This window comes from Streptomyces sp. NPDC026394 (assembly GCF_055567735.1).
Genome location: NZ_JBVHPX010000009.1, coordinates 158024 through 175767, shown reverse-complemented (window position 1 = coordinate 175767; position 17744 = coordinate 158024). Strand labels below are relative to the sequence as shown.

Annotated in this window: 19 protein-coding genes; 8 read left to right on the top strand and 11 right to left on the bottom strand. The window is 72.9% G+C overall.

The genetic code is table 11. The features are described from left to right. Positions 1 to 12: 12 nt before the first annotated feature. The 3 genes from ACZ4QV_RS22270 to ACZ4QV_RS22260 form a co-directional block, all read right to left on the bottom strand. A complete protein-coding gene (locus tag ACZ4QV_RS22270) occupies positions 13 to 357 on the bottom strand; it encodes a hypothetical protein (protein WP_467763311.1) in 345 nt (114 codons plus the stop codon). A gap of 163 nt (positions 358 to 520) precedes the next feature. Next, entirely contained in the window at positions 521 to 928 is a 408-nt protein-coding gene (locus tag ACZ4QV_RS22265; protein ID WP_361152385.1) for a VOC family protein, read from the bottom strand. Continuing rightward, positions 925 to 1218, bottom strand: a complete 294-nt coding sequence (locus ACZ4QV_RS22260) for an ArsR/SmtB family transcription factor (protein ID WP_361152387.1) — start codon at positions 1216 to 1218, stop codon at positions 925 to 927. The genes ACZ4QV_RS22265 and ACZ4QV_RS22260 overlap by 4 nt, the downstream gene beginning before the upstream one ends. 201 nt (positions 1219 to 1419) lie before the next feature. Between ACZ4QV_RS22260 and ACZ4QV_RS22255 the strand changes: the two genes are divergently transcribed. From ACZ4QV_RS22255 to ACZ4QV_RS22240, 4 genes are all read left to right on the top strand, one after another. Beyond that, positions 1420 to 2082 (top strand): DUF4328 domain-containing protein, encoded by a 663-nt coding sequence (locus tag ACZ4QV_RS22255; RefSeq protein WP_467763310.1) that lies wholly within the window; start codon positions 1420 to 1422, stop codon positions 2080 to 2082. Positions 2083 to 2144: 62 nt separating this feature from the next. Next, positions 2145 to 3167, top strand: coding sequence for a helix-turn-helix domain-containing protein (locus tag ACZ4QV_RS22250; RefSeq protein WP_361590936.1), 1023 nt, complete (start codon positions 2145 to 2147; stop codon positions 3165 to 3167). Between the two features lie 293 nt (positions 3168 to 3460). Continuing rightward, a complete protein-coding gene (locus ACZ4QV_RS22245) occupies positions 3461 to 4717 on the top strand; it encodes a multidrug effflux MFS transporter (RefSeq protein WP_467763309.1) in 1257 nt (418 codons plus the stop codon). Between the two features lie 478 nt (positions 4718 to 5195). Then, positions 5196 to 5954 carry an aminoglycoside adenylyltransferase family protein gene (locus tag ACZ4QV_RS22240; RefSeq protein ID WP_361637661.1) on the top strand — a complete coding sequence of 253 codons (759 nt, stop codon included), beginning with the start codon at positions 5196 to 5198 and terminating at the stop codon, positions 5952 to 5954. A 6-nt stretch (positions 5955 to 5960) separates the two neighbouring features. On the opposite strand, the gene ACZ4QV_RS22235 is transcribed toward ACZ4QV_RS22240, so the two are convergent. Together ACZ4QV_RS22235 and ACZ4QV_RS22230 are read right to left on the bottom strand one after the other, a co-directional pair. Further along, positions 5961 to 7172, bottom strand: a complete 1212-nt coding sequence (locus ACZ4QV_RS22235; protein ID WP_467763308.1) for an FxsB family cyclophane-forming radical SAM/SPASM peptide maturase — start codon at positions 7170 to 7172, stop codon at positions 5961 to 5963. Further along, a complete protein-coding gene (locus ACZ4QV_RS22230) occupies positions 7169 to 7414 on the bottom strand; it encodes a YxD-tail cyclophane-containing RiPP peptide (RefSeq protein WP_467763307.1) in 246 nt (81 codons plus the stop codon). Before ACZ4QV_RS22230 ends, ACZ4QV_RS22235 begins: the two co-directional genes overlap by 4 nt. 134 nt (positions 7415 to 7548) lie before the next feature. On the opposite strand from ACZ4QV_RS22230, the gene ACZ4QV_RS22225 reads away from it, so the two are divergent. Genes ACZ4QV_RS22225 through ACZ4QV_RS22215 form a run of 3 tightly spaced genes read left to right on the top strand, consistent with a single transcriptional unit; the run spans position 7549 to position 9971 of the window. After that, complete coding sequence (locus ACZ4QV_RS22225; RefSeq protein ID WP_467763306.1) at positions 7549 to 8217, top strand: 2'-5' RNA ligase family protein; 669 nt, start codon at positions 7549 to 7551, stop codon at positions 8215 to 8217. 33 nt (positions 8218 to 8250) lie between these two features. Next, positions 8251 to 9051, top strand: a complete 801-nt coding sequence (locus ACZ4QV_RS22220) for a MerR family transcriptional regulator (RefSeq protein ID WP_467763305.1) — start codon at positions 8251 to 8253, stop codon at positions 9049 to 9051. Then, entirely contained in the window at positions 9048 to 9971 is a 924-nt protein-coding gene (locus ACZ4QV_RS22215) for a hypothetical protein (protein ID WP_467763304.1), read from the top strand. Before ACZ4QV_RS22220 ends, ACZ4QV_RS22215 begins: the two co-directional genes overlap by 4 nt. Here the strand turns inward: ACZ4QV_RS22215 and ACZ4QV_RS22210 are convergent. From ACZ4QV_RS22210 to abc-f, 6 genes are all read right to left on the bottom strand, one after another. Beyond that, a complete protein-coding gene (locus ACZ4QV_RS22210; protein WP_361152414.1) occupies positions 9887 to 10846 on the bottom strand; it encodes an alpha/beta hydrolase family protein in 960 nt (319 codons plus the stop codon). The two genes, ACZ4QV_RS22215 and ACZ4QV_RS22210, sit on opposite strands and share 85 nt — an antisense overlap. Before the next feature lie 158 nt (positions 10847 to 11004). Then, the gene (locus ACZ4QV_RS22205; RefSeq protein ID WP_361152417.1) at positions 11005 to 11196 is read right to left on the bottom strand and encodes a hypothetical protein; all 192 of its coding nucleotides are present in this window, start codon (positions 11194 to 11196) and stop codon (positions 11005 to 11007) included. Positions 11197 to 11615: 419 nt separating this feature from the next. Next, complete coding sequence (locus tag ACZ4QV_RS22200; RefSeq protein WP_361152419.1) at positions 11616 to 11963, bottom strand: hypothetical protein; 348 nt, start codon at positions 11961 to 11963, stop codon at positions 11616 to 11618. A 184-nt stretch (positions 11964 to 12147) separates the two neighbouring features. Then, positions 12148 to 12711, bottom strand: coding sequence for a CGNR zinc finger domain-containing protein (locus ACZ4QV_RS22195; RefSeq protein WP_361152421.1), 564 nt, complete (start codon positions 12709 to 12711; stop codon positions 12148 to 12150). Positions 12712 to 12758: 47 nt separating this feature from the next. Beyond that, entirely contained in the window at positions 12759 to 14618 is a 1860-nt protein-coding gene (locus ACZ4QV_RS22190; protein ID WP_467763303.1) for an ABC-F family ATP-binding cassette domain-containing protein, read from the bottom strand. A gap of 79 nt (positions 14619 to 14697) precedes the next feature. Continuing rightward, on the bottom strand, positions 14698 to 16332 hold the full coding sequence (gene abc-f / locus ACZ4QV_RS22185; RefSeq protein WP_361637677.1) for a ribosomal protection-like ABC-F family protein: 1635 nt from the start codon (positions 16330 to 16332) through the stop codon (positions 14698 to 14700). A gap of 442 nt (positions 16333 to 16774) precedes the next feature. On the opposite strand from abc-f, the gene ACZ4QV_RS22180 reads away from it, so the two are divergent. Continuing rightward, a complete protein-coding gene (locus ACZ4QV_RS22180; RefSeq protein ID WP_467763302.1) occupies positions 16775 to 17737 on the top strand; it encodes a quinone oxidoreductase family protein in 963 nt (320 codons plus the stop codon). Positions 17738 to 17744 lie beyond the last annotated feature (7 nt).

The following is a 17744-nucleotide window of genomic DNA, read 5'->3' as shown; positions in this document are numbered from 1 at the left end:
GCTTCCCGCCCCTCAACTCTCGTCGCCGGAGAACTGCCGCGCGAGGCCGCGGAGCCGGTCTGCGGCCAACTTCCTCTGGGCGGGCGTGAAGACCGATCCCACCATGCCGCTCATCCGTTCCACCTCCGCCGCGAAGCGCAGGTGTTCCTGCCGTGCGTGCTCACGACAGGCGAGGCAGGTGACACGGTCCGGACGCCTTGAGGCCATCGCGTACGGCACCCGCAGCCCGCATCCCGTGGTGACGACGCTCGGCAGGTCACCGACCAGACCGAACGTGGCGGCCATCAGGTTGCGGGCAGCGGCGTCGTCGTGAACCGCCTTCGCCGGAACGTGGATGTGCGGATCGTTCCCGTCCATGGGTCCTCCCCTGCCCCGGTGACCGGACCGACCCGGAGTGTCCCCGCCCGGTCGCCTCCCGTAGGACGAGTCTGCCAGGTGCCTGCCGGCGGTGCCGATCGGCATCCACGACGCCACCGACATGCCGGGGAGCGGGCCCGGCCCGTACCCCGCCGTGCGCGGTTCACGTCCTGCGCGGGATCTCCGCGCTGTGCACGATCTGGATCAGGTTGCCGCAGGTGTCGTCCAGGACCGCGGTGGTGACCGGGCCCATCTCCAGGGGCTCCTGGGTGAAGGTCACGCCGAGCGCGCGCAGCCGCTCGAACTCCGCCTTCACGTCGTCCACGGCGAAGGAGGCGGCCGGGATACCGTCCTGGACCAGTGCCGTCTTGTACGGCTGCACCGCGGGGTGGCCGGAGGGCTCCAGCAGCAGTTCGGTGCCGTCCGGATCCTCGGGGGAGACCACGGTCAGCCACCGGGCCTCCTCGCCCAGGGGGACGTCGTGCTTCTTCACAAAGCCCAGCACGTCGGTGTAGAAGCGCAGCGCTTTGGCCTGGTCGTCGACGAAGACGCTGGTCACGTGGATTCTCATGGGGTGCTCTCCGGCGTGTCGGTGCTCAGCCATCGGGTCATGACGTGCTCAAGGGGTCCGGTGTCCAGGTCGTGGAACTTGTAGCGGCCCTGGCGCCGCGAGCGGACCAGGCCGGCGGATTCGAGAACGGCCAGGTGCTGGCTGATCGCCTGCCGGGACAGTCCCAGGCCGTGCTTCGTCACCAGCCGGGCGCATATCTCGAACAGCGTCTGGCCGTTCCGCTCCGCCAGCTCGTCGAGGATGCGCCGACGGGTGGGGTCGGCCAGCGCCTTGAAAACATCCTCTGCCATGACCTCACCATAGGCAAGTGGGGACTTGCCTGACAATGCGGGGGCTCCGGCGGTGCCGGGGGAGGGATACTGTCGGATTCGTGTCGGACGGTGGGTGATGTCCTGTTCGGCACCCCGAGACGTAAAGCGGCAACTGGCCCTGAATGTAAGGGGGTTGGCGGCATTTGGCGTAGGTGCCCCTCCGTGCGGAACAATGCCCGGATGGAAGATCGAATAGCGCCGTCGCCCCTGCGTCCCGTCCGCGGAGCGGCCCGTGGGGCCGCGGGTGCCCTCGTCCTGGCCGGTGTCGCCTGGGCGGCCCGGGCCCTGTGGCAGATCCGTCTCGCCACCACCGGAATGCCGACTTCCGGGCCGCCGGACCAGGGCGACGGACAGCACCGCCCGCTGACCTCGCTGGAGGACGGCTACCACCTCGTCACCACCCTGGGCAGCGCGGCCACGGTGCTCTGCGCGATCACCTTCCTGATCTGGCTGTCGCGCGTCCGGGACAACGCCCACACCCTCTCCGGACAGCCGCCGCGCTACGCCTGGCCGTGGATCTACGCGGGCTGGATCGTGCCCGTCGCGAACCTGTGGGTGCCCCGCGGAATCGTGGCCGACATCCACCGGGCGAGCGCCCCGGGCGAGCGCCTGCCGCACGCCGTGAACTGGTGGTGGGGCCTGTGGCTCGCCGGGATGCTGAGCGGGACGGGCCTGATGTACGCCGTCCCCACGGACCATGTCATCGAACGTGCCTACCACAACGTGTACCCGCTGCTGGCCGCCGACGCGGCCGTCGTGGCGGCGGCGGTGGCCGGCGTCTTCGTCGTCCGCGCCCTCACCACGGCACAGCGGCGACGCGGCACCGATTCCGTACGGGCCTGACCCCGCCCCGACCGCCGGGCGCGCATGACCGAGGCGCCGCACGGGAGCTAACCTGCGGAGTTGTGACCAGGGTGCATCAGCTCACCGGCGCGGCCGGTTCGGCCGTGTCGGAGGCGACGGCCGCGGCGTACTACGCCTCGATCGCGCAGACCGAGGAGAGCGGCGACGGCACGGTACGGCACCGGCTGCGGCCGGAGGTCGGCGACGGCACCATCGAGGTGACGTCGCTGCGCAGCGGGTTCGACATCGTCCGTTACGACGTCGCGTTCGCCGGCGGACACCGGGTCGGGTTCCGGTTCCCGGGGAACCACTTCGAGCTGGAGCACTGCGTCGACGGGCGCATGCACATCAGCGAGACCGGGGCCGGCGCGGGTGACCTGCGCGCCCGCTCGGTGGCGCTCAGTCCCCGCGGGGCCCTCGACGGTGTCGTGGCGCACGGCGACGGCGAGCGGTACCGCGCGGTGTCGGTCACCGGAACCTGGTCCGGGCTGGAGTCCTACCTCGGCGGTCTCGGCGCCGGTGCCCTGCCGCCCACCGGACCGGAGAGCGTCGCCCGCGAGCGGTATCTGGGCAGGTCCGCCGCGCTGCGCCCGGCCGCCGGCCCGCTGGAGGAAATCTTCCTGCACCGGCGCTCCTCCCCGGGACGCCTGCTGTTCATGGAGTCACGGCTCGTGGCGGCACTCGCCGCGCTGATCGACGGGCTTTCGGCCGGCGCGTCGCCCGCCGAGGCCCGGGACCGCTCCGAGCCGGCTCTGGCCGACCACGAGACGGCCGCGCTGCGCCGGGTACCCGAGCTGCTGTGGCGGGAGCGCCACGCACCGCCGACACTCGCCGAGCTGGCCCGGGCGTCGTCGATGTCGGTACGGCGCCTCACCACCGGATTCCGCGCGCTGTACGGGACGTCGGTGATGGAGTACCACCGGCGGCACTGCCTGGACCGGGCCGCGGCGCTGCTCGTCGAGACCGACTGGCCGGTCTCCCGGATCGCACACGAAGTCGGCTACGCCTCGGCCGGCAACTTCGGCTACGCCTTCCGGCGCGACCGGGGCACGTCCCCCGCCCGCTTCAGGCGGGAGCGCTCCTGACTCAGTTCGTCCCGACACGGCCCGTTCCGAAATGGTCCGTCCGGGTCGCGAGCAACGTCGGCCTGGGCCATGGGCGGGCGCACCCCCGACACCGCCGGTCCGGTCCACGGGCGGGGCACCCTCCTGGTGCCGTCCGCCGAGGTGTCCGCGCGCTGCCCTGCGGACGGACGGACCTCCCGCGCCGCCCTCCGACGCGGCCCCGCGCTCCACATCCCGGGGCCCGGCGCTCCACACCACGGCGCGTCCGCGGCGCCGACGATGGGCGCACCGCAGGCACCCTCGGAGGGAGACCGATGACCGTCCGTACCGCTTCCGCACCCCCACGGAACGCCGTCCCCCCACGGACCGGAACAGGGCTACTGATCATGGTCCTCGGCGGACTCTCGGCGGTGTCGCCGTTCGCCATCGACATGTACGCGCCCGGCTTCCCGGAGATCGTCACGTCGTTCGGGACCTCGAAGACGGCCGTCCAGCTCTCCCTGACGGCGTGCCTCGTCGGGCTCGCCGTGGGACAGCTCGTCCTCGGCCCGGTCAGCGACGCGACGGGGCGGCGGCGCCTGCTCCTGGCCGGTTCCGGTGCGTTCAGCGTGCTGTCCCTGGTCTGCGCGTGCGCCCCGTCCATCGCCGTGTTCGACACGGCCCGGCTGCTGCAGGGGGTCGCGGGCGGCGCGGGCATCGTCATCGGACGGGCGGTCGTCAGTGATCTGTTCACCGGCGCCCCCGCGGCCCGCCGGCTCACCACGCTGAGCGTCATCGGGTCCACCGCGCCGGTGCTGGCTCCGGTGGCCGGCGGCCTCGTCCTCGGTGTCGGCTCGTGGCGGCTGGTGTTCGTGGCGCTGGCCGTGACCGGGCTGCTGTTGCTGACCGCGATCTGGGCGTGGGTGCCCGAATCACTGCCCGTCGAGCGGCGCCGGACCGGCGGCCTGCCGGCCGTACTCGCCGCGATGGGCGGCCTGCTGCGGCGCCGGGAGATGGCCGGTCACCTCCTGGTCATGGGATGCGGACTGGCCGCCCTGTTCGCCTACATCACCGGCTCGCCCTTCGTCTTCGAGACCGTCTACGGGCTGTCGCCCACCGAGTACAGTTTCGTCTTCGCGACCAACGCCGTCGGCACGGTGCTGGCCGGGACCGTCTTCGGACGGCTGGCTGGCCGGGTACGTCTGAACGTCCTGCTCACCGTCGGTGTGGCCGTCACCGTGCTCGCCCTGGTCACGCTGGTGATCCTGCTCGCCGTCGGCGTCAGCACGTTCCTCACCACGTGGGCCTGCCTGTTCGGCCTGACGTCCGGGTTCGGGCTGCTGCTGCCCGCGTCGACCACCATCGTCCTCGCGGTCGGCAGCGACGCTCCCGGAGCCGCTTCCGGGCTGCTCGGCGGCGCCCAGTTCGTCCTCGGGGCCGCGGCCGCGCCCCTGCCCGGCGTGCTGGGGGACACCACCGCCATGTCGACGGCGGTCGTCGTCCTGGGCTGCGTACTGCTGTCCGCGACAGCCCTGTTCACGCTCGCCCGGCCGTGGGAGGGCCACGGCGAGCCCGCCGGCTCACCCGGGTGAGCCGCGCACAGCACCGCGGCCGCCCCCTCGTGTCCTCCCGCCACCGCCGGTGCAGTTCGTACGACAACGCGAGCACCTTCAACCGCAGCAGGGCGACCATCTCGCTGTGCGGCCAGTCGCACGCCTCGTGATGGATCGGAATCGTGGAGCTCCTTCTCGCAGTCCCGGGCGAGACCGTGACGGATGGTGACGTCGTGGCGTATCCGCTCCGGGACGGGCCAGGGGCGCCCCGATGCCCCGACGTCCGGGCAGTCGGCTTCGCGAAACAGGTCCGCGGCCCGGAGTCCGGCTTCCGCCGCCTCGGCCCGCATGCGGAGGGCCCGGCCGGCCGCCTGCTCGGCGGAGCGGCACAACCGCTCGCGGACAGCAGCCCCGGTGAGGAAGAACCTGCCCGAGGACGGGGGGCTCGGGCAGGCGGTTTCCGGCCACTCGGCGCCGGCGCGCCATCGCGGCCGCCCCCGGCGTCGATACTGCGGCCATGGACCAGAAACGGGAGATCGTGGCACTGATCGGTGACGTCCTCGGCCCAGCGGCCGTCGGCAGCTACCTGCACGGCTCCGCCGTGCTCGGCGGCCTCCGTCCGGCCAGCGACCTGGACGTCCTCGTCGTCTCCCGGCGGCGCACGACCGCACGGCAACGGCGCGCCCTCCTCGACGGGCTGCGCGGCATCTCGGGCTTCACGGGCGGGGCCCGCCCGGTCGAACTCACCGTCGTCGTCCAGGACGAGGTACGCCCGTGGCGCTACCCGCCGACCGGCGACTTCCTCTACGGCGAGTGGCTGCGCGACGCGTACGCGGCCGGTGCGGTCCCCGAGCCGGAACCGATGCCGGATCTGGCCCTGCTCGTCACCATGACGCTGGCCGGCGACCACCCCCTCGCGGGCCCGCCCCCGGCACAGATTCTCGACCCCGTACCGTGGGCGGACGTGGCACGGGCGAGCGTGCAGGGCATCCCCGGCCTGCTGGACGACGTGGACAGCGACACCCGCAACGTCGTACTGACCCTCGCGCGCATCTGGACCACCCTCGCCACCGGCACGATCAGGACGAAGGACGCCGCCGCCGACTGGGCCCTCGGCCACCTCCCGCCCCGGCACCGCCCGGTCCTGCGCCACGCCAGGGAGCTGTACCTCACCCGCCGGTACTCCGAGGAGAGCTGGAGCGACGACCTGAGGGCGCGGGTACGTCCGCACGTGGACCACGTGCTCGCCGAGATCGGTGAACTGCCGTGTGCATGAGGGGGTTCACCGGCGCATCGGCTCGCCCGGCACCCCTCGTACCTCCTCCTGAAGCCGCTCGCCGATGTGGCGGATCAGGAACTCCAGATCCGCGCAGTACACCGAAGGGTGACCGAAACCGGAGCCGCGCAGATACCGGTCGGTGAACCTGCCGCCCCCGCAGATGCCGACGACGGGGCAGCGGCGGCAGCTTCCGCAGAGCGTGTCCGGCCCCCGGGCCTGCGCGACCACGGTGTGCGGGTGGTTCAGGGCGTCCTCGAAGTCGTGGCGGAAGACGTCCATCCCGAGGTCGGGCGCGCCCGCATACGCGGTCTTGAGGGAATCGAGGCGCTGGAGGGAACCGTCGGTGTCGACCACCACCACGGCCAGCGGGGACAGCCCCACCGTCTCGGACCTGCTCGCCGCCCCGAGCAGCAGCGCCACGATCTCACCGAACAGGCGGACCGGGACGGGCCGGCGGCCCGAAGGCGTGTCCCACCACAGGTCGAAGACCCGGGTGAGCCAGGCGCCGTACGGGACGGCACGCGCCGCCCGGCCCGCGGGCCCGGCGAACGGGCCGATGCCGGGCGGCGGCTCGCTCCAGTTCCCGTACGGGAGCAGGAAGTCGAGGGTGGTGGGCTCCAGCGCGATCAGCGACCGGTAGACCTCGGCGGGGTCGGTCTCCACGTCGATGGTGCACAGAATGCCCCCGTACGCGGCCGGCGCGCCGGCCAGCAGACCGGCTGCCCGCCGTACCGCGGGCCAGGAGGACCGGCCCGCGTGGTCGACCCGCCGGTGGTTGAGCCGGGCACTGCCGCCGTCGAGGCTCAGTCCGACGGTGACGCCGGCCGCGCTGAACCGCCGCACGGCGTCCGCGGTGAGCAGCGTGCCGTTGGTCTGCACCGAGACGGCGACGGCGCAGTCTCCGGGCAGGGCGTCCCGGACGGCCCGCGCGTGGCCGATCAGCGCGGCGGGGCCGAGGAGAAGAGGCTCCCCGCCGTGCAGATCGACCCGTATCGACCGCAGCCCGTGGGTGGTGACGTGCTGGGCGATCCGTTCCGCGGTGCGGCGTACGGTCTCCTCGGCCACCCGGGCAGGGCGCTCGCGCCAGCTCTGGTCAGGCCCCTCGTACACGTAGCAGTAGGTACAGGCGAGGTTGCACCTGCTGTGCACCTTGAGCACGAACTGCCGGAACGGTACGCGCCGCCGGGAGGGAACGGGCCGGCCCGCTTCCCTCATTCAGGGGGCGCGTCGTCGTAGAACGCGACGACGTCCGAGCTGTCCATGCGTTCGCGCACGCCGGGCAGCAGCGTGCTGAGCACCGGGCGCCCGGTACGGGCCGACAACTCGCCGAGCGGCAGGCCGGTGAGATCGGGAAGCCGCGCATCGCTCGGTTCCACAGACGGCAGCTCCACAGACGGCGGCTCCACGGGCGACGGCTCTGCGGGCAGCGGCTCCACGGGCAGGCGGGTCTTGGTCATGCCAGGGCCTCTCTCGCTCGTCGGTCCTCCCAAGGTTTCCATGGCACGTCGGCGAATCCAGCACATCGTTCCGGCCAACGCCCGCAGCCGCCCGGGGGAGGAGAGGCGTCCCGCCGATGGGATCATGACGCGTGATGAACACAGAGGCGGAAGCGCAGGCGCAGGCGCAGGCGCAGGCAGAGGCAGAGGCAGAGGCGCGGCGGGAGCCACCGGCCCAGGCGCAGGTGAATACGCCGGCCGCGGCAGACGCGGACCAGTCCGGGAGCGAGCCCGCGGCGACCGGCTGGCCGGACATACCGGGCGACACCGCCCTCACGATCAAGGTCCCGGAAGCCGACCCGCTGGTCCGTACGGGCTTCCCCGCCCACGTGACCGTGCTGTACCCGTTCGTGGACGAGAGCCGCATCGACGCCACGACGCGGCACGACCTCACCCGCCTCTTCGCCGGGCACGACGCCTTCACGCTGACCTTCGACTCGTTCGGCCGCTACCCCGGCGTGCTCTGTCTCGACCCGTGGCCCCACGACCCCGTGACCGCGCTGACCAAGGACCTCACCCGGCGCTGGCCGGAAGCCGTGCCGTACCGCGGGATATTCGGCGCGGGACTCGCCCCGCACCTGACGATCGCGAACCACGAGGGCCCCGCGACCCAGGAGGCCGCGTACGGCGCGTTGCAGGCCGAGCTGGCCCCCGCGCTGCCGCTGAGCTGTTCCGTACGCGCGGTCCAGCTCATCGTCTGGGACGGGCGGCGCTGGCAGGACCGGGCGGAGTACCGTCTGGGCGCGCCGTACCGCGCCGCTTGACCTTGTCGCAGCGACAACGTTTCTACTGAAGCCATGCGCATCGGAGAACTCGCCGGCATCGTCGGCGTCACCACCCGTGCCGTACGGCACTACCACCGCACCGGGCTGCTGCCGGAGCCGCCGCGGCAGCCCAACGGCTACCGCGAGTACTCGCTGCGCGACGCCATCGAGCTGGCCCGGATCCGGCGGCTGGTCGAGCTCGGCCTGAGCCTGGACGAGGTCAAGGACGTGCTGGCGGACGACGCGGGCAAGGACCTCATCGAGATCCTCACCGAGCTGGACGCCGACCTGGCGCGCCAGGAGGAGGCCATCCGGCAGCGCCGCGCCCGCCTGGCCCGGCTGTTCGAACAGGCCGAGCGGACCGGCCGGTTGCCGGACGAGGCCCCCGTCTCGCCCGAGCTCGCGGCCGTCTTCGACGCCATGGCCCGCGCCTCGGCGCAGGTACCCGGACCGGAGCCGGCGATGGCGGCCAAGGAACGGCAGCTCCTCGCCCTGCTGGAGACCGGAGCACCGGGCGGCGACGACCGCGGCTGGTTCGACGGCCTGATGCATGCCTTCCGGGCCGATCCGGCGGCGATGCGGCGTGCGTACGAGGTCTATGCCCGGATGGACGAGCTGGCCGGGGCCGCCGAGAACGACCCGCGGGTGGAGCTGACCGCGCGGGCCATCGTCGACAGCATCCCGGACGAGGCGCTGCGGGCGATGAGCCTGCCGGCCGACGGCGACGCGGAGGAGGGCGACGGGTTCTCCGACGCCTTCTTCTCCGACTTCACCCCCGCCCAGGCCGCCGCCGTGTACCGCGCCATCGAACTGCTCAAGGAGCGTGCCGGGTGAAGACGCTGAGAAAGGCTGTGCGCCGGTCCTTCGCCGCGCTCGTGCCCGGCGAGCTGATACTCGTCCTGTGCGTGGCCGGCGGGGTGCGCATCGCCCCCGCCGTCCGGCTGGCCACCGAGCTGGCCGTGCTCACGCTCGCGGCCGCGGCCGCCGCGCTGATCGCCCTCGACCACCGCCGCCACCGCCGCGCCGGGCTCGGCCACCGCGCCGCCTTCGTCGCCGCGATCGCCGACGCCGTCCCGGCGGCGGTGCGCAAGCTGACCGCCCACGAGGTGTTCCTCTCCACCAGCTTCCTGCGCTGGGTGACCCGCCGCGGCCCGCACGGGGTGCGCGACGGCGACCTGCCCGTCCCGTACGCGCCGGGGCAGACGGCGACCATGTACGGCTTCCTGTTCGTCTGCGTCGTCGAGACCGTGGGGCTGGCCTTCCTGATCCCGTGGCCGGTGGTGCACGCCGTGACGCTCGTCCTCGACATCTGGGGCTGCTACTTCGTCATCGCCCTGCACGCCTCGTGCGTGGTGCGCCCGCACGTGGTCGGCGCCGACGGCTCGCTGCGCCTGCGCTACGGTGCCCTGCTGGACATCCGCATACCCGCCGGCCGGGTGGCAGCCGTCCGCCGGGAACAGAAGTTCCCGGACGGCAAGCTGGCCGTCGTGGACGAGAACGGTGTCGCCGACATGGCCGTGGCCGGCCGGACGACGGTCCTCGTCGAACTCACCGAACCGGTGCGCTTCGTACGCGCCCTGAGCAAACCCGCCGAGGCCCGCGCTTTCCGCTTCTACGCCGAGGACCCCGCGGCCGTCGTCACCGCGCTGAAAGCCGGCGCACCGTCCCGCTACTTGGCCTCGACCCGTCCGAACGCGTCAGGGCCGGACGCCAGCGCCTCGCACGCCGCCTCCCAGGCGGAGTCCCCGGGGTAGAGCTGCGACCGCAGGTAGGCCCAGGTGAGCCGCTGCACCGCGGACACCCGCTCGGGGCTCTCGTCCGTGGTCTCGGCGACGTCGTACCCGGAGACCCCGCCGAGCCCGTGCTCCGCGCCGAACAGGGTGAGCAGGGACTTGGGGCCGGGGGCGAGGACGTACGGGTCGGCGTGCCAGTCGGGGCCCTGGACCGTCAGGTGGGAGGAGTCGTCCTGGTCGCCGGCGACCACGAGGGCGGGCGTCGTCATCCCGGAGAAGTCCATGGACGCGAGGAACGGGAGCGCCTCGGCCATGGCCTCGGTGAGGGCGTCGCCGCCCCTGCCGGGTGCGGCGAGCAGGACACCCGCCGTGATCCGGGGCTCTCTCAGGTCGACCACCGTTCCGTCGTCCGGGTCGGTGAGCCGGGCGCCGAGCAGCAGACTCGCGGTGTGCCCGCCCATCGAGTGCCCGGCCACGGCGATCCGGTCGCGGTCCAGGCGCCCGGGAAGCTGCGGGACCGCCGCTTCGAGCACGTCGAGCCGGTCGAGGATGTGCCGCATGTCCTCGGCCCGCGAGCGCCAGTGCAGGGGCGCGCCGGGGGTGGCGGGGTCCAGGTTCAGTGTCCTGGAACTGAGGTGGGTGGGCTGGATCACGGCGAAGCCGTGCGCCGCCCAGAAGTTGGCGAGCGGCGCATAGCCGTTCAGCGAGGAAAGGTGGTGGGAGGGGCCCTGGCCGTGCGAGAGGAGGACGACCGGCAGGTCGCTCCCGGTCACCGGCGCGGAGATCCGTAGCTGGAGGTCCACGGCCCGGCCGGGTACGGGCAGCGTCACCGGGCCGACCGAGAGGACGGGGGCGGGGGAGCCGGAGGTGCCGACCGGGGAACTCGTTGCATTCATGAGGCGCATGTCCCTTCAAGAGCCGCTGCCGGTGGCCGCGTCGGGCGGACACGGGAAGAGGCGGGCGGACGCGTCCGGCTACGGCACCAACCGAAGCGGAACGCTGTTCCGTTTACGATATGGAACGGCGTTCCGCTTTGTCAACGGAGGTCGGGCGCCTACAGGCCGAGGTCCAGGGCCAGGCACGAGAAGTGGTTCCACGAGCCTTCGGGGTGGTGTGTGTGCTGCGCGCGGCTCTCCGGTGAGGGCTGCTCCGTGACCATGTCCTCGAACGGGATGCGCTCGGGCAGCGTGCCGAACTTGGCCTGCCGGGCCGCTGTCGAGGTGTCCGTCGTGTTGCCGGTGTTCATCGCGGGCCTCCGTAGGGGCGGGTGTGGAACGACTCTGGCAGGCGTCGCGTCACCGGTCAAGAGGGTGACGGTGGAAGGGTGTGACGGGTGCGGCGGTGTCGGGTGGGGCTGAACGGAGCCGGGGGTGCACCCGGCAACTCGGGTGCCTGGTAAGGCCGGTGGGTCGTGCGCCGAAGCCGGTGCTCAGCTCCACCCGACGTGGAACGCAAGGGGCAACGAGCGCAGGGCGTCCAGCTCGGGCGCGGCCGCCACGACCCGCTGCCCCGCCACCACGGGCGCCGAATTGTAGATCTTGCGCAAGGTGAAGCCCGTCCCGAACGTTCCTGAGTGCCCGGCCCGGTCCCGACCCGCAACCGATGCGGCTCATACCGGATCATGATGCTCTCCGACCGCGTGGCCGGGCAGGAGTCGAACGCGGATCACAGCTCCGGGTCCGTCATGCGGGCCAGCCGCACGGGGGTGAGGCCCGTACTGTCGAGCAGCCGGCGGGCCGGACGCCGGACCACCGAGACCGGGCCCACGCTGTCCCACGAGGTGTGCAGCCGCGCTTCCGCGCACACCAGGCCGACGAGCAGCACGGCGGCCCCACGGTCGGTCGACACCGCTCCGTCCTGGATGCCGGAACGGTGGGTGAGGGACGACGGGGGACGCCCGCCCGGTGTGGCGACGACGGTTTCGGCGTCGATTCCGTGCTGCTCCAGGACCGGCCGGACCAGGGCGGCCCGCGGCAACTCCAGGCCGACGGCGTGGTGGTTGAGCCCCGTCACGCCTTCCAAGGTGTGACTCGTCGGCAGGTGGCCGATGTCGTGCGGCAGCGCAGCGACCCGCAGCAGACCGTCCTCCGGGGGAAGTGTGCCGGTACGGGTCGGGCGGCGGTGTCGGCGGGACCTTGGGGGAGCTGAGACCTGACGGGCTGCCCATCCGGGCACTGTTGGGCAGCGGTTGGTGCCGTCAGCGTGCGGTAGTGGCGGGCGCGCCCCTCTTGCGCGCCCGGTAGGCAGCGGCCTTGATCTTGTTGCCGCAGGACTCCATGCCGCACCACTGCCGCCGCGCGCCCCGGGAACGGTCGATGTAGACACGCGTGCACTCGGGGTTCCCGCACTCCTTGAGCAGCGGCACGTCCGGCCCGCTCAGCAACTCCACCGCCAGGCGGGCCACGGCGGACAGCGCTTCCTCGGGGGTGGCGTCGGTGCGGCGGCCGGCGCTCGTCAGCTGTGGCGCCGCGGAGGGCTTCCGTGCGGCCTTGTTCAGTACGTCCAAGGCCCGGGCACCGAACGGCTCGCCGAGGCGTCGCGCGGTGATCAGCTCGTAGACCGCCTCCCGTAGGGACTTCGCGCGCTCCACGTCGGACGGCCGGGCAGGCGTCACGGAATCCACCAGCCCGGACTCCACGCACCACGCGGCCAGCCGCTCCGGCGTCGCGAACATCTCGAAGCGCACGGTGCGCCGGGCGCGGAGCGTCGCGGCGAAGTCGAGGGCGGGATGCCCGCAGACGAAGACGTGGTCGGTGTTCACGGTCACCATCCTGGCGGGTGACGAGCGGTGCGGCAAGGCGCGTCGCGTCACCGGTCGCAGGCACCGGGCCGGAACCTGCCTTCCGTGTCGTACGTGCTTCCCGTGCCGCGCATGCCGTCCGTGTCGACCCTGCTCTCCGTGCCGTCCCTGCTCTCCGTGCCGTCCGAGGGCGCCGGGCGGCCGGAGCGCAGGCGCAGCCGGCGGCCGGTCCAGCGCCCGCGCAGCCACCGGTCGTGGCTGGCCACGACGATCGCGCCCGGCCCGGCGCCGAGGGCGTCCTCCAGTTCGTCGCACAGACGTGGCGAGAGGTGGTTCGTCGGCTCGTCGAGCAGCAGGAGGTGCGGCGGGTGTGCCACCAGGAGGGCCAGCGCGAGCCTGCGGCGCTGGCCGACCGACAACTGCCCCACCGGCTTGTCGACTTCCGGGACGCCCAGCAGTCCCAGCGCGCCGAGCGGGACCGCCTCGGCCCGCTCGGCACCGAGCACGTGGGTGTACGTGTCGCGTGCCGAGCGGTCCGGGCGCTCGAACACGGTGTCCTGCGCCAGCAGGCCCACGGTCAGGCCGGGCCGTCTGCGCACCGCGCCCCCGCCCTCGGCGTCGAGCCGTCCGGCCAGCAGGGACAGCAGGGTCGACTTCCCGGCCCCGTTGTCTCCCGTGACCAGGAGCCGGTCCCCGGCGAGGACGTCCAGGCGCGCGATGTCCAGCCGACCGGGCACCCGCGCGTCCCGCAGCGCGACGAGCGGATCGTCCACGGGAGCGCTGCCCGGCGGACGACCGCCGCTCACCGGACCGCTCTCCGCCGGACCGCTCTCCGCCGGACCGCTGTCCATCGGACCGCTCTCCGCCGGAGCACCGTCCACCGGCACGCCGGTCAGCGCCCCGGCGTGCAGGCGCAGCGGCTTCGGCGGCCTGCCGACCTGCGTCCGTTCCAGTTCGCCGAGCCGGCGGGCGGCGTTGCGTACCCGCCGGGAGACCTGTTGCTGCACCCGGCCGGCCCGGTGGCCGTACCCCATCTTCTCGTGGTCCCGCGGCCCGCGGTCCGGGGCGACGCGGCGCGCGGTCACCCCGGCCGAGCGGCGCAGCGCCTCCAGTTCCTCCTGCTCCGCCGCGTACCGCTGTTCCCAGCGTTCGCGCTCCGCCCGTTTCTCGGCACGGTAGGCGCTGTAGTTGCCGCCGAAGCGAACCGGACCTTTCACCGCCGGGTCGAGATCGATCAGGTCGGTGCAGACCGCGTCGAGGAACGCCCGGTCGTGACTGGCCGCCACGACGGCGCCGGGCAGCGCGCGGATCTGTTCCTCCACGAAGGCGGCCGCTTCGTCGTCGAGGTGGTTGGTCGGCTCGTCCAGCAGGAGCGCGGCCGGTCGGCGGACGAGGAGCGCGGCCAGTGCCAGCCGGCCGCGCTGCCCGCCGGACAGCGAACCGAGCGTCCGGTCGTGTCCCAGCCCGCCGAGACCGAGCCCGTCGAGGACGATCGCGGCCCGCCGGTCGGCGTCCCAGGCTTCGCTCTCCTGGGCGTGTTCGAGCTGCTTCCCGTAGGCGTCCAGCAGTTCGGCGTGGCCGGGGTGGTCGTCCGGTGTGCCGGCGAGCAGCCCGGTCAGCCGGTCCAGTTCGGCCAGGTCGGCGCGGGTCTCCCGCAGGGCGTCGTCCAGCACCCGCGCGATCGTCGTGGCACCGTCGAACGGCATTTCCTGGTGCAGGAAGCCGAGGTCCCGCGGGCGGGTGACCTGGCCGGCGTCGGGCTGGTCCACGCCCGCGAGCAGGCGCAGCAGGGTCGATTTGCCGACACCGTTCTCGCCGATGAGGCCGACGCACCGGCCCGGGGAGACGGTGAGCGAGACGCCGTCGAGGACCCGGCGGGTCCCCAGCGTACGGACCAGGTCGTGGGCGAGCAGAGCGGCGCGGGGCATGGTGGTCCTCCTGAAGTGGGAGCGGTGGGCGGCCCGCCGGGTGGACACCTCGGACGCGGGCCGAGGCCGTTCCGCCGCCTCACACCTCGGGGGCCGCCGTCTCCCGCAGCTCGCCGCCGGCCAGCCGCAGCCACCGGTCGATCCCGATCCTGGCGAGGAACCGCTCGTCATGGCTGACCACCACGAACGCGCCCTGGTAGGACGCCAGCGCGCTCTCCAGTTGCCCGGCGCTGACCAGGTCGAGGTTGTTCGTCGGCTCGTCCAGGAGCAGCAACTGCGGGGCCGGTTCGGCGCACAGCACACAGGCCAGGGTGGCGCGCAGCCGCTCGCCGCCGGACAGCACATCGACCGGGAGATGCGCCCGGGAGCCCCGGAAGAGGAAGCGCGCGAGCAGGTTCATCCGTTCGGCCGCCGTACGGTGCGGCGCGAACGCGGCGAAGTTCTCGGCCACGGTCCGGGAGAGGTCGAGCACGTCCAGGCGCTGCGAGAGGTACGCGATCCGGCTGTCGGCCCGCTTGATCCGGCCCGCGTCGGGTTCGAGGCCGCCCTGCAACAGGCGCAGCAGCGTGGTCTTGCCGGCGCCGTTCGGGCCGGTCAGCGCGATGCGTTCGGGGCCCCGGATCGTCAGGTCGACCCCGCCGTCGGCGAACAGCTGCCGCTCGCCGTGGCTGACGCGCAGGCCCTCACCGAGGAACAGGTTGCGCCCCGCGGGCACGTTGGTGTCGGGCAGATCCAGCGTGATGCGCTGCTCGTCGCGCACGGCACGGCCCGCCTCGTCCAGCCGGGCCTTGGCCTCGCTGACCCGGGAGGCGTGCATCTGGCCCGCCCGGCCCGCCGACTCCTGGGCCCCGCGCTTCATGTTCCCGGCGAAGATGCGCGGCAGCCCCGCGTTCTTGAGGTTGCGCGAGGCGTTGCTCGCACGGCGGTCGGCGCGCTCCCGGGCCTGCTGCAACTCCCGCTTTTCCCGCTTGAGTTCCTGCTCGGCGTTGCGGACGTTCTTCTCGGCGACCTCCTGTTCGGCCTGTACGGCTTCCTCGTACGCGGTGAAGTTGCCGCCGTACAGCCGCAGGGCGCCCGGCTCCAGCTCGGCGATGCGGTCCATGCGGTCGAGCAGCGCCCGGTCGTGGCTCACCAGGATCAGGCAGCCGTTCCAGTCCTCCAGCACGTCGTAGAGCTTGTGCCGCGCGTCGAGGTCCAGGTTGTTCGTCGGCTCGTCGAGCAACAGGACGTCGGGCCGCTTGAGCAACTGCGCGGCCAGGCCGAGCGAGACGATCTGACCGCCGCTGAGGGTGCTCAGGCCGCGGTCCAGGGTCAGTTCGGTGAGACCGAGCCGGTCGAGCTGCGCGCGGGTGCGCTCCTCGATGTCCCAGTCGTCGCCGATGGTCGCGAAGTGTTTCTCGTCCACGTCGCCGGACTCCACGGCGTCCAGGGCCCGGATCACCTCGGCGACGCCCAGCACCTCGGCCACGGTGAGGCCGGCGGCGAGCGGGAGGCTCTGCGGGAGGTGGCCGAGGGTGCCGGAGACGGTGACCGACCCGGCGGCGGGGCGCAGCTCACCGGCGATCAGCTTGAGCAGGGTGCTCTTGCCGGAGCCGTTGGGCGCCACCAGCCCCGTACGGCCGGCGCCCACGGTGAAGGACAGGTCCTGGAAGACGGGGGTGTCGTCGGGCCAGGAGAAGGACAGGTTCGAGCAGACGACGGAAGCGTCGGACATGGGGATACCTCGGAAAACACGACGGGCCCGGCAGACACCGGTGCCCGGAGAGCGGGCAGGAGGGCACGACAAGGCAGCCACCACGGCGGTGCGTCCGCGCACCGGCCGGCGGCCGTCAGGTCCGGGTATCACCCGGAGATGTCGTCGTCACCCGCCACAGCTACGTCTCCTCGATCCGAGATCAGTTCATCGCGAGGCTAACACCCGTACGCGGCAGGCGTGCACGACCGGCCCGGCGGGCGCCGGACCGCCGTACACCGCCGAACCGGCGCCGGGCCTGCCGCGCAGGGGCCACCGCCCGCAAAACTGGACTTGCGGGTCCATTTTCACCGTCCTACGCTGCGCCGCAGTTGACGGTCGACGGTGCGGGCATCCCGCCCCGCCCGTGAGCGATTCCCCTTCACCGCCCGCGAGTTCCCCACCCGCGAGAAAGGACATCCGCATGCACGCGATCCGTATGGACCGGCACGGCGGCCCCGAGGTCATGACGTGGACCGCATTACCGGACCCGGCCCCTGGGCAAGGCGAGGTGCTCGTGCGGCTCGCCGTCGCCGGAGTGAACTTCATGGACGTCGGAGCCCGGACGGCCGGCGGACCCGGCTGGGCCGCTCCCGCGATTCTCGGCGTCGAGGGCGCGGGCCGGGTGACAGCCCTCGGAGCGGGCGTCGAGGGCTTCGCCCCAGGTGACCGCGTCGCCTGGTTCTACCACGCGGGCAGCTATGCCGAACTGCTCGCCGTTCCGCAGGATTCGTTGGTCAAGGTGCCCGACGAGGTGTCCGACGAGACCGCGGCCGCGGTCATGATGCAGGGCCTGACGGCTCACCACTTCACCACCGGGACCTACCGCGTCGGGCCGGGGGACACCGCTGTCGTGCACGCCGCGGCCGGCGGTGTCGGACTGCTGCTGACGCAGATGATCAAAGCTCGCGGTGGCCGGGTGATCGGGCTGGTGTCCCGGGAGGAGAAGGCGGCCGCGGCGCGGGAAGCCGGCGCGGACCATGTCCTGGTCTCCCGCGGCGAGGGCTTCGAAGGCCGGGTCAGGGATCTGACGGACGGCAAGGGCGCGCACGTGGTGTACGACGGGGGCGGTACCGCGACGTTCCGCTCCTCGCAACGGGCGCTGCGCCCCCACGGAGTCCATGCCTACTACGGGCCGTTCATGGGCGTCCCGTCCATCGCTCCGACCGACCTCCCCGACAGCATCTTTCTGACGTACCCCGTGGTGCATCACCATGTCCCCACGCGTGCGGACCTGGTCCAGCACACCGGGGAGGTCTTCGACCTGGTACGGGAGGGACGGCTGACTCCTCGCATCGGAGGGCGTTACGCGCTGTCGGACGCCGCGCGGGCCCACACCGACCTCGAATCCCGCCGGACCACGGGCAAGCTCCTGCTCGTACCCTGACTGCCGC

What these genes read in the sequence shown, in the direction of transcription:
- ACZ4QV_RS22210 (WP_361152414.1), bottom strand. Translation starts at nt 10,846, where the DNA reads ATGAATGCAACGAGTTCCCCGGTCGGCACCTCCGGCTCCCCCGCCCCC.
- ACZ4QV_RS22220 (WP_467763305.1), top strand. Translation starts at nt 8,251, where the DNA reads ATGCGCATCGGAGAACTCGCCGGCATCGTCGGCGTCACCACCCGTGCC.
- ACZ4QV_RS22180 (WP_467763302.1), top strand. Translation starts at nt 16,775, where the DNA reads ATGCACGCGATCCGTATGGACCGGCACGGCGGCCCCGAGGTCATGACG.
- ACZ4QV_RS22270 (WP_467763311.1), bottom strand. Translation starts at nt 357, where the DNA reads ATGGACGGGAACGATCCGCACATCCACGTTCCGGCGAAGGCGGTTCAC.
- ACZ4QV_RS22245 (WP_467763309.1), top strand. Translation starts at nt 3,461, where the DNA reads ATGACCGTCCGTACCGCTTCCGCACCCCCACGGAACGCCGTCCCCCCA.
- ACZ4QV_RS22205 (WP_361152417.1), bottom strand. Translation starts at nt 11,196, where the DNA reads ATGAACACCGGCAACACGACGGACACCTCGACAGCGGCCCGGCAGGCC.
- ACZ4QV_RS22235 (WP_467763308.1), bottom strand. Translation starts at nt 7,172, where the DNA reads ATGAGGGAAGCGGGCCGGCCCGTTCCCTCCCGGCGGCGCGTACCGTTC.
- ACZ4QV_RS22265 (WP_361152385.1), bottom strand. Translation starts at nt 928, where the DNA reads ATGAGAATCCACGTGACCAGCGTCTTCGTCGACGACCAGGCCAAAGCG.
- ACZ4QV_RS22230 (WP_467763307.1), bottom strand. Translation starts at nt 7,414, where the DNA reads ATGACCAAGACCCGCCTGCCCGTGGAGCCGCTGCCCGCAGAGCCGTCG.
- ACZ4QV_RS22255 (WP_467763310.1), top strand. Translation starts at nt 1,420, where the DNA reads ATGGAAGATCGAATAGCGCCGTCGCCCCTGCGTCCCGTCCGCGGAGCG.
- ACZ4QV_RS22260 (WP_361152387.1), bottom strand. Translation starts at nt 1,218, where the DNA reads ATGGCAGAGGATGTTTTCAAGGCGCTGGCCGACCCCACCCGTCGGCGC.
- ACZ4QV_RS22240 (WP_361637661.1), top strand. Translation starts at nt 5,196, where the DNA reads ATGGACCAGAAACGGGAGATCGTGGCACTGATCGGTGACGTCCTCGGC.
- ACZ4QV_RS22225 (WP_467763306.1), top strand. Translation starts at nt 7,549, where the DNA reads ATGAACACAGAGGCGGAAGCGCAGGCGCAGGCGCAGGCGCAGGCAGAG.
- ACZ4QV_RS22190 (WP_467763303.1), bottom strand. Translation starts at nt 14,618, where the DNA reads ATGCCCCGCGCCGCTCTGCTCGCCCACGACCTGGTCCGTACGCTGGGG.
- abc-f (WP_361637677.1), bottom strand. Translation starts at nt 16,332, where the DNA reads ATGTCCGACGCTTCCGTCGTCTGCTCGAACCTGTCCTTCTCCTGGCCC.